This is a genomic window from Paraplanobispora takensis, assembly GCF_016863195.1.
In the GTDB taxonomy this organism is placed as follows: Bacteria; Actinomycetota; Actinomycetes; order Streptosporangiales; family Streptosporangiaceae; genus Planobispora; species Planobispora takensis.
In genome coordinates this window covers 36,795-47,947 of record NZ_BOOK01000068.1, presented here as the reverse complement: position 1 = coordinate 47,947, position 11,153 = coordinate 36,795, and the positions used below count along the sequence as shown (strand labels likewise).

11 protein-coding genes are annotated in these 11,153 nt (G+C 73.2%); 6 read left to right on the top strand and 5 right to left on the bottom strand.

All coding sequences use genetic code 11. The annotated features are described in order from the left end of the window. Positions 1–217 precede the first annotated feature (217 nt). Positions 218–1,411, top strand: coding sequence for a hypothetical protein (locus tag Pta02_RS36910; RefSeq protein WP_203879662.1), 1,194 nt, complete (start codon positions 218–220; stop codon positions 1,409–1,411). 78 nt (positions 1,412–1,489) lie between these two features. On the opposite strand, the gene Pta02_RS36905 is transcribed toward Pta02_RS36910, so the two are convergent. Further along, positions 1,490–1,927: a VOC family protein gene (locus tag Pta02_RS36905; RefSeq protein ID WP_239131522.1), complete on the bottom strand. Its 438-nt coding sequence runs from the start codon at positions 1,925–1,927 to the stop codon at positions 1,490–1,492. Between the two features lie 202 nt (positions 1,928–2,129). Between Pta02_RS36905 and Pta02_RS36900 the strand changes: the two genes are divergently transcribed. Then, positions 2,130–3,572 (top strand): wax ester/triacylglycerol synthase domain-containing protein, encoded by a 1,443-nt coding sequence (locus Pta02_RS36900; protein ID WP_203879661.1) that lies wholly within the window; start codon positions 2,130–2,132, stop codon positions 3,570–3,572. On the opposite strand, the gene Pta02_RS36895 is transcribed toward Pta02_RS36900, so the two are convergent. Further along, on the bottom strand, positions 3,538–4,101 hold the full coding sequence (locus Pta02_RS36895) for a dihydrofolate reductase family protein (protein ID WP_203879660.1): 564 nt from the start codon (positions 4,099–4,101) through the stop codon (positions 3,538–3,540). The two genes, Pta02_RS36900 and Pta02_RS36895, sit on opposite strands and share 35 nt — an antisense overlap. A gap of 356 nt (positions 4,102–4,457) precedes the next feature. Between Pta02_RS36895 and Pta02_RS36890 the strand changes: the two genes are divergently transcribed. Both Pta02_RS36890 and Pta02_RS36885 read left to right on the top strand, forming a co-directional pair. After that, positions 4,458–6,017: an alpha/beta hydrolase gene (locus Pta02_RS36890; protein WP_203879659.1), complete on the top strand. Its 1,560-nt coding sequence runs from the start codon at positions 4,458–4,460 to the stop codon at positions 6,015–6,017. A gap of 11 nt (positions 6,018–6,028) precedes the next feature. Further along, positions 6,029–6,475: a dihydrofolate reductase family protein gene (locus Pta02_RS36885; RefSeq protein ID WP_203879658.1), complete on the top strand. Its 447-nt coding sequence runs from the start codon at positions 6,029–6,031 to the stop codon at positions 6,473–6,475. A 90-nt stretch (positions 6,476–6,565) separates the two neighbouring features. Here Pta02_RS36885 and Pta02_RS36880 read toward each other — a convergent pair whose 3' ends face one another. Beyond that, positions 6,566–7,441 carry an aminoglycoside adenylyltransferase domain-containing protein gene (locus tag Pta02_RS36880; protein ID WP_203879657.1) on the bottom strand — a complete coding sequence of 292 codons (876 nt, stop codon included), beginning with the start codon at positions 7,439–7,441 and terminating at the stop codon, positions 6,566–6,568. 172 nt (positions 7,442–7,613) lie between these two features. Between Pta02_RS36880 and Pta02_RS36875 the strand changes: the two genes are divergently transcribed. Next, positions 7,614–8,585, top strand: coding sequence for an NADPH:quinone oxidoreductase family protein (locus Pta02_RS36875; protein WP_203879656.1), 972 nt, complete (start codon positions 7,614–7,616; stop codon positions 8,583–8,585). A 128-nt stretch (positions 8,586–8,713) separates the two neighbouring features. On the opposite strand, the gene Pta02_RS36870 is transcribed toward Pta02_RS36875, so the two are convergent. Continuing rightward, complete coding sequence (locus Pta02_RS36870; protein ID WP_239131521.1) at positions 8,714–9,391, bottom strand: DUF899 domain-containing protein; 678 nt, start codon at positions 9,389–9,391, stop codon at positions 8,714–8,716. Between the two features lie 121 nt (positions 9,392–9,512). Next, on the bottom strand, positions 9,513–9,818 hold the full coding sequence (locus tag Pta02_RS36865; protein ID WP_203879655.1) for a hypothetical protein: 306 nt from the start codon (positions 9,816–9,818) through the stop codon (positions 9,513–9,515). A 144-nt stretch (positions 9,819–9,962) separates the two neighbouring features. Between Pta02_RS36865 and Pta02_RS36860 the strand changes: the two genes are divergently transcribed. Next, positions 9,963–11,144 carry a DUF418 domain-containing protein gene (locus Pta02_RS36860; RefSeq protein ID WP_203879654.1) on the top strand — a complete coding sequence of 394 codons (1,182 nt, stop codon included), beginning with the start codon at positions 9,963–9,965 and terminating at the stop codon, positions 11,142–11,144. Positions 11,145–11,153 lie beyond the last annotated feature (9 nt).

Here is an 11,153-nt window from a genome sequence, read left to right as displayed (position 1 = left end):
CCCGGACCGATGGTGAGCCACCGACCTGAACCGGTGGCGAGCGGTATCCGGAACGCGCCCGGTGGCCTCGGCGCCACCGGGTGCGTTTCTTCATGGACTCTCCCTGGGCCGGGCGCGGCGGGCCGGGAAGGCGCAGGCGGAGATCCGGGCCGGGGATTAGTGGTGTCGCTTTACCGTTGAGCCGATACTCGAAAAGCCGACTCTCTAGAGTGGTCGCATGGTCGACGATCTCATGACCGGCGCCGCGCCGGACGCCTCCCCGTACGAGGAGCCCGCCGGTCCGCCCGGGGAGCCCAAGGATCTCAAGGAGGCCGGGGAGCCCGGGCCCACCGGCACCTGCCTGCTGGAGGGCTGCGGCAACCCGCTGCCGCCGCCGCGGCGCGACGAGCACGGCCGGCGCACCGGGGGACGTCCGGCCAAGTACTGCAGCGCCGCCCACAAGGACGCCGCGGCCAGGGCCCGGCGTGAACAGCAGGCCGCCGCAGTGGCCGAACCCCTGGCCGCCGCCCTCACCCTGGCCGAGACCGTGCTTCCGGCCGCCGACCGGCTCGGCACGGTGCTGGCCGAGCTGGGCACCCGCCTGCGGGAGGCCGAGAACGGCGCGCTGGCCCGCATCGACGCCGCCGAGGCAGAGGCGGAGACCGCCCGCGACGAGGCGGCCCAGGCCGTCCAGCGCGCCGAGATCGCCGAGCAGCGCCGCCGGGAGGCCCTGGCCGCCGCCCGCACCGACGCCGAGGCCCGCGGCCGTGCCGAGCGCCAGGCCGCCCGGGCCCAGACCGAGGCGGAGGCCGTACGGCGCCAGGCCTGGGAGGAGGTGGCACGGCACGAGCGCGCCCGGGGTCAGGCCGAGGCCGCCCGCACCGCCGCGCAGGCGGCCCACGACGCGCTGGCCGCGCAACTGCACACCGCCCACGACGACCTGCAGGCCCTGCGCACCGCCCACCAGCGCCAGGCCGACCAACTCGACGCCGCCCGCACCGGCGCGGACCGGGCCCAGGCCGAGGCCGCCGCGCTGCGCGAGCAGCTCACCTCGGTGAGGGAGCGCCTTCAGGCGGCCGAGACCGCCCGCGACCAGGTCCGGGCCGACGCCGAAGCCGCCCGTGACCGGGCCCGTACCGACGCCGAGGCCGCCCGCGACCAGGCTCGCGCCGCCCTGGACGCCGCCCGTGCCGAAGCCGAGGCCGCCCGGCGTGAGACCGACCGGGTACGGACCTCCCTGCAGCACCGCGACGAGCAGCTCGCACAGGCCCGTGACGATCTCACCGCCGCGCAGATCCGCGCCGCCGAAGCCGAGGCCGCCCGGCACAGCGCCCACGCCCGCGCCGAGGAGCTGCGCGCCGCCCTGGCCTCGGCCGAAGCCCGCGCGGTGCGGCTGGAGGAGCTCCTCTCCCGCCTGGCCCCGGAGCGGTGACATGACGTGGAAGGGGCTCCGGCCCGCCGCCGGTGATCGGCGGCTCGGGGTCGGAGCGCTGACGCGTGCCGTGGCCGGCTATTTCTGGTGGATCTGGATCCGGTGGCCGTCCGGGCCGTCCACATGCGCATATGTGCCCCACGGCTCTTCGGTCGGATCCGTGACCGTGACCCCCGCGTTCCGCAGTCCGTCGACCGTCACCTGGATGTCGTCGCAGGTGAAGGTGAGGTACGCCCCCTCTCCGGGCTGCTTCCCGGACGCCGCGGCATCGTGGATGGCGATGGATGTCTGGCCGTTGGGCGGAGTCACCTCGATCCAGCGCATTCCCTCGAACATCTCCGCGTCGACGGTCTTCTTGAAACCGAGCTTTTCGACATAGAAGTCCACGGACTCCTGCTGATCGCTGACGTAGAGCACGGCCACACCGATATGCGTTATCACGGCGACTCCCGAAGTCGAGATCTTCAGAGGCGCTGCCAGCGTACGACATCCATCGGTTCCGGGCAGTCTTCCCACGAGGGCTCTTCCGGCGTGGAACGCGGGCCTTTCGGCCCTGGGAGGGCTGTCGCCCCGCGCGCACACTGGCGGCATGAGGACATGGGGCGCGGGACACGGCGTACGACGCGGCCCGTCCCGCCGCCGGGCGGGGCCGGTGACCGGGCCTTCCCCGCTCTCCGGCGGATCGCGGGTCATCCAGCGGGCCTCGCCGAGTGACCTCATGGCGCGCTCCATCAGCGCCCGCGGACGTGTCCCGCAGCAGATGGGAGCCGTCCTGATCCTGGACGGCCACGGGTTCGACCCGGCGGCGGCCGAGCGCCTGCTGGCCGTACGGGCCCTCGGCATCCCCCGCCTGCGCCAGCGGCTCCGGCCGGTCCCGCCCGGATGCGGCCGCCCGATCTGGATCCACGACCCCGGATTCGACGCCCGCCGCCACGTCACGCACGTGACCTGCCCCGCGCCTGGCGACGAGCGGGCACTGCTCGGCGTCGCCGTCGAGGCGGTGACCCGGCCGCTGCCGCCGTCCGGTCCGCTGTGGTCGGCGGTCTTCGTCACCGGCCTGGCCGGGGACACGGTGGCGCTGATCCTCGTCGTCGACCACGTGCTGGCCGACGGCCTGGGCGGACTGGCCATCCTCGCGGGCCTGCTGGACGACCGGGACACCGCCGGCGGTCCCCCGCGCGCCGTACCCGATCCGCCCTCCAGCGCCCCCGGCCGATCCCCGCTCGCCGTACCCGGATCAGCCGCCGACGCTCCCGATCCGCCCGCACCCACCCTCCCCGAGCTGGCCGCCGACGCCTTCCGGGCGCGGCTGCGGGCGGTGGCGCGGCTGCCCGGATTCCTTCGGGATCTGCGGGCTGCGGCGCGTGCGCCCGGCGGGCTCCGTCCGGCGCCCGCCCAGGGATGTTCGTTGTTGCGGCCGACGGGACCCGAGCGCGGCGTGGACGTCGTACGGGTCGAGCTGGCCGGGCTGAAGGCCGCCGCGCACCGGTACGGCGGCACGCTCAACGACGCCGTGCTCACGGTTGTGACCGGTGCTCTGCACACCCTGCTCTCGGCGCGCGGGGAGTCCGTCGAGGAGATCTCCGTCGCCATCCCGATGACCCTGCGGCGCGCCGCGGACATCGGGCATCTGGGCAACGAGATCACTCCGGTGACCGTCCGTCTGCCGGCCGCCGGCGACCCCGGCCGGCGGCTGCGGCGCATCTCCGCCGTCGTCGGGGAGCAGAAGGCCTCCCTCTCGCATCCGTCGCCGATCGCCCTGCTGGGCCCGCTCTTCCGCCTGGCGGCCCGGTTCGGGCTCCACCGCCGGTGGATGACCCGGCAGCGGTTCATGCACACCCTGGTCTCCAACGTCCCCGGTCCCGATCGGACCATGGCGCTCGGCGGGTCCGCCGTCCGGCAGGTCATCCCTCTTCCGGTCTCGGAGAACGGCAACATGCCCGTCACCTTCGCGGTGCTGTCCTACGCCGGAACCGTGGTGATCAGCACCGTCTTCGATCCGGCCACCCTGCCCGACGCGCCGGTGCTGGCCGCCGCCCTGCGCGAGGAGCTCGCCGCCCTCGGCGAGCCCCGCGTCGTCGTCGCCCGTCCGTCGTCCGGCCCGCTCCCGCGGGAGGCGGCCGGGGTCAGGAGCGCTTCGGCTCGAAGTGGAACACGGTGATCCCGCAGTCGAACGGCCGGGCGGTGACCAGGCGCAGCCGGTGGTAGGCGCCGCTGTCGGGGAAGACCGGCATCCCGCCGCCGAGCGCGACCGGGTTGACGAACAGGTGGAGCTCGTCCAGCAGCCCCGCGGCGATCAGGTTCGACACCAGCGTGCCGCCTCCGTAGGCGATCAGGTCCCCGCCCGGCTGGGACTTGAGGCGGTTCACGGTCTCGGTCAGGTCGCCGCCGGCGACGACGGCGTTCTTCCACGGCGACTCGGTGAGGCTGTTGGAGATCACGACCTTGGGCGTGTTGTTCATCCAGTCGATGGACTCCCGGTCCTCGCCCTCGGGGCCGGACTCCCAGGCCGGGATGAAGCCCTCGGCGAGCCTGCGGCCCAGCACGATGCAGTCGACCGGCTTGGTGATCTCCGTGATGTAGGCGCCGATGTCGTCGGTCCAGGGGAAGGTCATCCAGTCCATCTCGCCGTTCGGACCGGCCATGTAGCCGTCGACGCTGACCTGGACCTGGAGCTTGAACCTGCGCATGAGTTGCTTCCTCTCGGGTTCGGATTCGGGTTCGGGGAGGCGGCGGGGCCGTTGCCGGTCCGCCGTTCCGCTTGTGTCCCCAGACTCTCGTGGTGCTCTTACGGGATGCTTAAGGTTCCCTTCCGGGGGCGGGCGGAGGCGCCGTAGGGACTCCGGCACCGCGGTCATCATCAAGGCGGACTCCGGAACCCTGACCCGCGGCGCGGGGGCGGCCGTCGCCCTGCCGCCCCGGGCCGGCCGGATCTCGGGGACCGCCGACGGGAGCCGTCTCCTGGCCGAACGGCCGAGACGCGCGGCTTCTTGATCGTCTTGATGGCCGATGCGGGCCGTACGGCACGGCCGCGACGCTGACCTCCATGAGAAAGATCTCCATGGCGGCCGTCGCCGCCGTTGCGCTGCTCGCCTCACCCGGATGCGCGAGCGCCCTGGCCGCCTCCGGACCCCGGCCCTCCGGCCCGGACGGCGGGCTCTCCCGGTTCGAGCAGCAGAAGATCACCTGGAACGACTGCCGGACCGGCCCCGGCGACGAAATCGGCGCTCAGCTGCACGCCGCCGGAGCGCGCTGCGCCGAGGTCACGGTCCCGCTGGACTACGCCCGCCCCGACGGGCCCACCGTCAAGGTCGCCGTCTCCCGGCTGCAGGCCGCCGACCCCGGACGCCGGCGCGGAGCGCTGCTGATCAATCCCGGCGGTCCCGGCGACCCGGGAAGGGTCTACGCGCCGCTGCTCAAGGAAGCCGAGCCCGCGCTGGCGGCCCGCTACGACGTGATCGGGATGGACCCCCGGTTCACCGGGCGCAGCACCCCGCTGAACTGCCACTGGCCCATCGGCGACTACGTGCGCTCGACCGGTCACGACCGGCGCGGCTTCGAGCGGATCGCGGCCGAGGCCCGGGACCTGGCCTCCCGCTGCGCGGGGCTGCGGGAGAGGCTGCCGCACGCCTCGGCCCGCGCCACCGCCCGCGACATGGACGTGATCCGCGCCGCTCTGGGCGAGCCGCGGCTGTCCTATCTCGGCGGGTCGTACGGCACCTACCTGGGCGCGGTCTACATGCAGCTGTTCCCCCGCCGTGTCGACCGGTTCGTCCTCGACAGCGCCCTGGACCCCGCGGCCGCCGGGCCCGGCTACGCCCGCCCGATGGGACCGTACCTGGCCGCGGCCCTGAAGAAGTGGGCCGGCTGGGCCGCCCGCCACCACGACCGCTATCGCCTGGGCTCCACCACCGCCCGGGTCCTGGCCACCGTGAACCGGATCGACCGGGTCGCCGCCCGCGACCCGCTGCGGATCGGCCGCCACCGGGTCGACACCCACGTCTTTCCGGCGATCCTGCTGCTCAGCCTGGGCAGGGACGGCGAACAGGCCTACGCCGCTCTGGCCGCCGACCTCAAGGTCCTCAACGACGCCGCCCACGGAGCCGAGATCACCTCGGCCCCATCCCTGGAGGAAGGGCTGGCCTACCTGTCCTCGCCGGAGACCGACGGGGCCGGCAGCGCGCGGATGGCGATCACCTGCGCGGACGGACCGGCCTCCCGCGATGTCGGCGACCACTACCGCGACATCCAGGCCCACCGCGCCGACGAGCCCCTGTTCGGCCCGCTGACCCGCGCGATGAACCTCCCCTGCGCGTTCTGGCCGGCCTCCCCCGCCGAGCCCCCGACCTTGATCCGCAACGACGTCCCGGCCCTGATCGTCGGGGCCTCCGGCGACCCCAAGACCCCCTATCCGGGACAGCGGGCGATGCACCGGGCCCTGAGCGGCTCCCGCATGGTCACCGTGCGCGGCGCCTTCCGTCATCTGGTCTCCCGGGTGTTCACCGCCACCCCCGACGCCTGCGTCGACGCCGCCGTCGGCCGCTACCTGCTCGACGGAGCCCTGCCCGCCACCGACACCACCTGCTCCGGCACCCCCGCCCGGTAACCGTCCGCCCGATGTGGGCGGGCATCGGGTCGATGGTGATCGGGCGTCACCTGTTCGACATGACCGACGGCTGGGAGGGCTCACCGCCGGCGGGCGAGCACGTGGTCGTGGTGTCGCACCGGCCCAAGCCCGAGGGGTGGCACCCCGAGGCGTCCTACCTCTTCGTCGACGATGTGGCGAAGGCGGTCGCCAAGGCCGGGGAACTCGCCGGGGAGCGGATCGTCGCCGTGGCGGCGGGCGACGTCGGCGGGCAGGCCTTCGCCCTGGGCCTGGTGGACGAGGTGGCGATGGACGTGGTGCCGGTGGTCTTCGGCTCGGGCAAGCGGTACTTCGGATCGGTCGACGCCCAGCACCTGCTCGAGGACCCGCACACGGTGATCCGGGGCGACAGAGTGCTGCACCTGCGCTTCCGCGTCCGCCGCCAGCCGTCGGGGTTTCCACCCCTCACGGAGGAATGAGAGCGACCCACCTGGAATGGCGGCCCGAGCTGACGGCCGGACGTCGACGGGCCGTCTTGGGGTGATTTCTGGCGGTGGTCCTGTTCACGCTCATGACGCGTGGAGGCGGTGCGCGTCGGTGATGACCATGTCGGCGAAGGCGAGGACGTCACGGCGGCGGGCCTGCGGTGTCCGATACAGCGACCGCCGCTCACCCGCCCGTCCGGAGGGCACGAACTCGGCCAGGCCCGTGATGAGTCCGGAGGCCGTGGGCCGGGCCCGGTCCGCTCGCCGGATGCGCAGGGCCTCATCGATCACGCGATGCCATCGCGCGGGAAACGTCTCCAGCGCGTGGCGACCCGCGCCCTCCTTGGAGGTGATGTCGCCGGTGGCCAGGGTGTAGTGCAGGCGGGAGACGCCGGTGACGACCCAGACGACGGCGTACGGGCTCAGGGCGGCCGGCCTCCACAGGCTGAACGGGCGGCCGGCGCGGTCGCAGAGGCGGCGCCAGTACTGGTCGAGGTTGCCGTCGGTCCAGGCCGCCAGGGCCTGCGGATCACGCCAGAGGCCCACTTCGACGAGTTCGGGGCCGCGGCAGGCCACGCCGTGACGCGCCAGAGTGTGCCAGATGACCGGACTGTCCGGGGTGGTGGCGGCCTGGAGACGGCCTTCGTGGCTGGTGGGCCGCGGGCCGATGCCGGCGGGACCACGTCGCAGGTCGTCCCATGTCAGATAGACGCCGTCGAAGAACGGGCGAGGGCGGCGGGCGCGCAGGTGCGCGTGCACGCGTTGCAGGGCGGTCAGGGCGGCGCCGTGCGGCGGGGCGGCGGTGACGGCCACGAAGTCGACGTCGCTGGTGTGCGGGCGGAACTCGCCCAGAGCCACCGATCCCTCCAGATACAGTCCCTCGACGAGGCCACGGGCCTCGGCGTCGATCGCCTGGAGATAGTCGGCCACGAGGTCGTCGACGGGGGCGGGCGGTGTCATACGACGGCAGTCTGCCGGATCATGACGGCCGAGACGACGGGAGAGCGATCCCCGGGCTCGACGGTGACAGCGCAGGCAGGCCCCGTATTCAGCGGGATGTCAGCCCGGCCGGCGCCTCCTCACGCCGGTTCACACTGGCGAACGTGATTCGGTTTCGGCCATAGTGGGCCACATGCGCGCGGTGGTATGCGAGGAACTGGGCTCCGTGGTGGTGACCGAGACCAAGCCGGTGGAACCCGGTCCGGGTCAGGTGGTCATCGCCGTCGAGGCGGCCGGGGTCAACTACGTGGACGGGCTGTTCGTCCGGGGCCGCTACCAGATCAAGCCGCCGCTGCCGTTCGTCCCCGGCGGCGAGGTGGCCGGTACGGTGGCCGCGGTGGGCGCCGGGATCGCCGAGCCGGCCGTGGGCGCCCGGGTGGTCGCGATGTGCGGCCTCGGCGGCTTCGCCTCCCGGGTGGCGGTGCCCGCGGCGGCGGCCGTACCGATTCCGGACCGGCTCGACGCGGCGCGGGCGGCGACCTTCGTCCAGAGCTACAGCACCGCCATGTTCGCCCTGCGGAACCGGGGCGCCCTCGCCGCCGGCGAGACCGTCCTGGTCCTCGGCGCCGGTGGCGGCGTGGGCCTGGCCGCCGTCCAGGTCGCGACGGCCCTGGGCGCCCGCGTGCTCGCCGCGGCGTCCTCGCCGGAGAAGCTGGCCGCCGCCCGCGCGGCAGGCGCGCACGAGATCGCCGACACCTCCGAACTCACGCCCGCCGACCTGAAGGAGTTCGCCCGCCGGTGGTCGGACGGCGGAGTCGATCTCGTCTACGACCCCGTCGGCGGGGAGATCGCCGGGCAGGCGCTGCGCGCGCTCGGCAACCACGGCCGCTATCTGGTCATCGGCTTCGCCTCCGGCACGATCCCGGCCCTGCCGCTCAACCAGGTCCTGCTGCGCAACCGGTCGGTGGTCGGCGTCGACTGGGGCGCCTGGTCGCTCACCGGCCCCCTGAAGCAGCGCGCCCTCCTGGAGGAACTGCTCGAACTCGTCACCTCCGGCCGCCTGGAGCCCGTCCCGCCGCGCACCGCGCCCCTCGACGCCGCCGCCGACGTCATGGACGACCTCCTCCACCGCCGGGTCGTCGGCAAGATCGCGCTCATCCCATAGCGAGACCTCCGGCAGCGAGTCCTCCAGCCGGCGGGTCCGGTGCCCGCCGGACTGGAAGACCGCTCATCCGGCGCCGCCCCGGTGCGGGTCTCGGCCGTCTCACCGCCGGCGGTCCACCGCATGGCGGTTCAGGACGCGGGACCGTACAGCCGGGCGACATCGGGCGAGTCGAGCCAGCCGCTGTAGGTCGGCGCCTGCGGCCAGCCCTCCGGGGAGTCCTGCCACTCCTCCTGCCGCCCGTACGGCAGCACATCGGCCAGAGCGAAGGTGTACGTTAGCTGTTCGACGCCGCGGCCCGTGGTGTGCCAGGTGCGGTAGACGGTCTCGCCGTCGCGCAGGAAGACGTTCATCGCGAACCCGCCGCCGGGAGGTGCGTCGACGTCGGCCCCGAACGGGCTGTCCGCGGTGGAGTACCACGTCATCGTGTTGCCGACGCGTTCGGCGTAGGCGAGGGCCTCCTCGATCGGGCCCTGGGTCACGATCACGAATCGCGCGTCGTAGTTGTCGAGGAAGCCCAGCCGGGTGAACGACGAGGTGAAGCCGGTGCACCCGCTGCACTGCCACTCGGCGCCCGGTTCCCACATGTGGTTGTAGACGATCAACTGCGACTTGCCCTCGAAGATGTCGACGAGCCGGACCGGTCCCCCGGCCCCGGCCAGGGTGTATTCGGGCATGCGCACCATGGGCAGCCTCCGCCGCTGCGCGGCGATCGCGTCGAGTTCCCTGGTGGCCGCCTTCTCGCGGGCGCGCAGCTCCTCCAGCTCCTTGCGCCAGGTCGCGTGATCGACAACGGGTGGCAGTGCCATGATCGACATCCCCTTCGTTCACCTTCATCTACAGTTACCCGCTCCATCGTGGATTTCCTGGACAGAACGGCCATTCGCCGGATCAGGCAGGATCGGCGCGCTGCGGCGGCCGGCTCGGCTGCTAGAGATGACCGAGCTCGCCGAGCGGTTTCGTCCAGTGGTCCAGGTCCCGGTCCTGCTCGCAGGAGGGCCCGTCGTCGGCCTCGCCGCCGAGGAAGGCGTCCGGGCCGGGGGCGGGGTGGCCGGGATCGACCGCGACGCGCAGGATCCGGTTGAAAGCCTTGAATGCCTCGTCGTCGCCGACGCGCATCCGCCCGCTGTTCAGGAGCCCGTACCAGTACTTCTGCTCGGCCTCGATGCGGGGCAGCAACTGGTTGCGGCTCAGAGTGCGGGCCTCCTCGACGGTGAGGCGCTCGAAGCGTGGCATGCGGCGATTGTCGCACCGATACGGCGGCGCGGCCCATAGCGTCGGCGGGCTCCGTCTTTGGTCGGCGGGCCGGCGCCTTTGGTCCGGACGGAGATCGCCCAAAGTTCGATGTGCGCTCCGGGCTGCGTTCCTAGCATCGAGCCCATGGTCCAGACTTCGGTACCGGCGTCCAGGCGCGTCCACGAGATCGACGCCGTGCGGGGCTTCGCCCTGGGCGGCATCCTGATCGCCAACATCGGCTTCTTCGCCGATCCCGGATACGCCGTCGGCAACGGGACCCTTCCCATCAGCGAGGGCCCCGTCGCCCTGGTGGTCAGCACGCTGGTGCTGACGAAGTTCTACGTCATCTTCTCGTTCCTGTTCGGCTACTCCTTCACCCTGCAGATGCGCTCGTGGGGTGAGAAGGTCAAGCCCCGCATGCTCCGGCGCTGTCTCGCGCTGTTCGTCCTGGGCGTGCTGCACGGGTTCCTGCTGTGGATCGGCGACATCCTCACCCTGTACGCCACCCTCGGCGTCCTGCTGCTGGCCATGCGCAACATCCGGCCCAGGACCGCCGTCAAGGCCGGCTGCTGGATCATCGGGGTGATGTCGGTGATCTGGCTCCTGCTGGCCGGGCTCGTCCTGCTCGATCCGGGCAGCGTGACGGCCTCGGCCTCCGACGCGGCGGCCGCCGCGAGGGCCGAGGCGATGGTCACCGACGGGCCGCTGGGCTTCCTGCGATTCCAGGCCGAGACCTACCCGATGATCGCGCTGCTGGTGTGGATCGGCCAGGGTCCGATGGCGATGGCGCTGTTCCTGTTCGGCCTGGCGGCGGGCAAGTCGCGGCTGCTGGAGGAGCCGGAGCGCTGGGCCCACCTGGTGCCCCGGATCCTGTGGGTGGGGTACGGCGTCGGCCTGCCCGCCGCGCTCTTCTTCACCTGGTCGTCCCAGGCCGGGGACGCCATGCAACTGGCCGGGCTGGGGATCAACAACGTGACCTCCCTGCTGCTGGCGGCCGCCTACGTGGTCACCCTGCTCCAGCTGATCAGGCGGGTCCCGGCGGTCGGCGGCGCGCTGGCCCCGGCGGGCCGGGTCGCGGCCTCCAACTACATCGGCCAGTCGGTGCTGGCCTGCCTGGTCTTCACCGGGTACGGCCTGGCGCTGGCGGGCCGGCTGGAGCCGATCGCGGTGATGGGCGTGGCCGTGGTGATCTACGTGGTCCTGCTGGCGCTGAGCGCCTGGTGGCTGCGTCACCACCGGCAGGGTCCGGTGGAGTGGGCGCTGCGGCGCTTCACCCTGCTGTCCGGGTCCCGGCCGGAGCCCCCGCGCCCGGCCGGGACCGCCTGAGAGGAGCCC

What these genes read in the sequence shown, in the direction of transcription:
- Pta02_RS36910 (WP_203879662.1), top strand. Translation starts at nt 218, where the DNA reads ATGGTCGACGATCTCATGACCGGCGCCGCGCCGGACGCCTCCCCGTAC.
- Pta02_RS36900 (WP_203879661.1), top strand. Translation starts at nt 2,130, where the DNA reads ATGGCGCGCTCCATCAGCGCCCGCGGACGTGTCCCGCAGCAGATGGGA.
- Pta02_RS36895 (WP_203879660.1), bottom strand. Translation starts at nt 4,101, where the DNA reads ATGCGCAGGTTCAAGCTCCAGGTCCAGGTCAGCGTCGACGGCTACATG.
- Pta02_RS36890 (WP_203879659.1), top strand. Translation starts at nt 4,458, where the DNA reads ATGAGAAAGATCTCCATGGCGGCCGTCGCCGCCGTTGCGCTGCTCGCC.
- Pta02_RS36885 (WP_203879658.1), top strand. Translation starts at nt 6,029, where the DNA reads ATGTGGGCGGGCATCGGGTCGATGGTGATCGGGCGTCACCTGTTCGAC.
- Pta02_RS36880 (WP_203879657.1), bottom strand. Translation starts at nt 7,441, where the DNA reads ATGACACCGCCCGCCCCCGTCGACGACCTCGTGGCCGACTATCTCCAG.
- Pta02_RS36875 (WP_203879656.1), top strand. Translation starts at nt 7,614, where the DNA reads ATGCGCGCGGTGGTATGCGAGGAACTGGGCTCCGTGGTGGTGACCGAG.
- Pta02_RS36870 (WP_239131521.1), bottom strand. Translation starts at nt 9,391, where the DNA reads ATGGCACTGCCACCCGTTGTCGATCACGCGACCTGGCGCAAGGAGCTG.
- Pta02_RS36865 (WP_203879655.1), bottom strand. Translation starts at nt 9,818, where the DNA reads ATGCCACGCTTCGAGCGCCTCACCGTCGAGGAGGCCCGCACTCTGAGC.
- Pta02_RS36860 (WP_203879654.1), top strand. Translation starts at nt 9,963, where the DNA reads ATGGTCCAGACTTCGGTACCGGCGTCCAGGCGCGTCCACGAGATCGAC.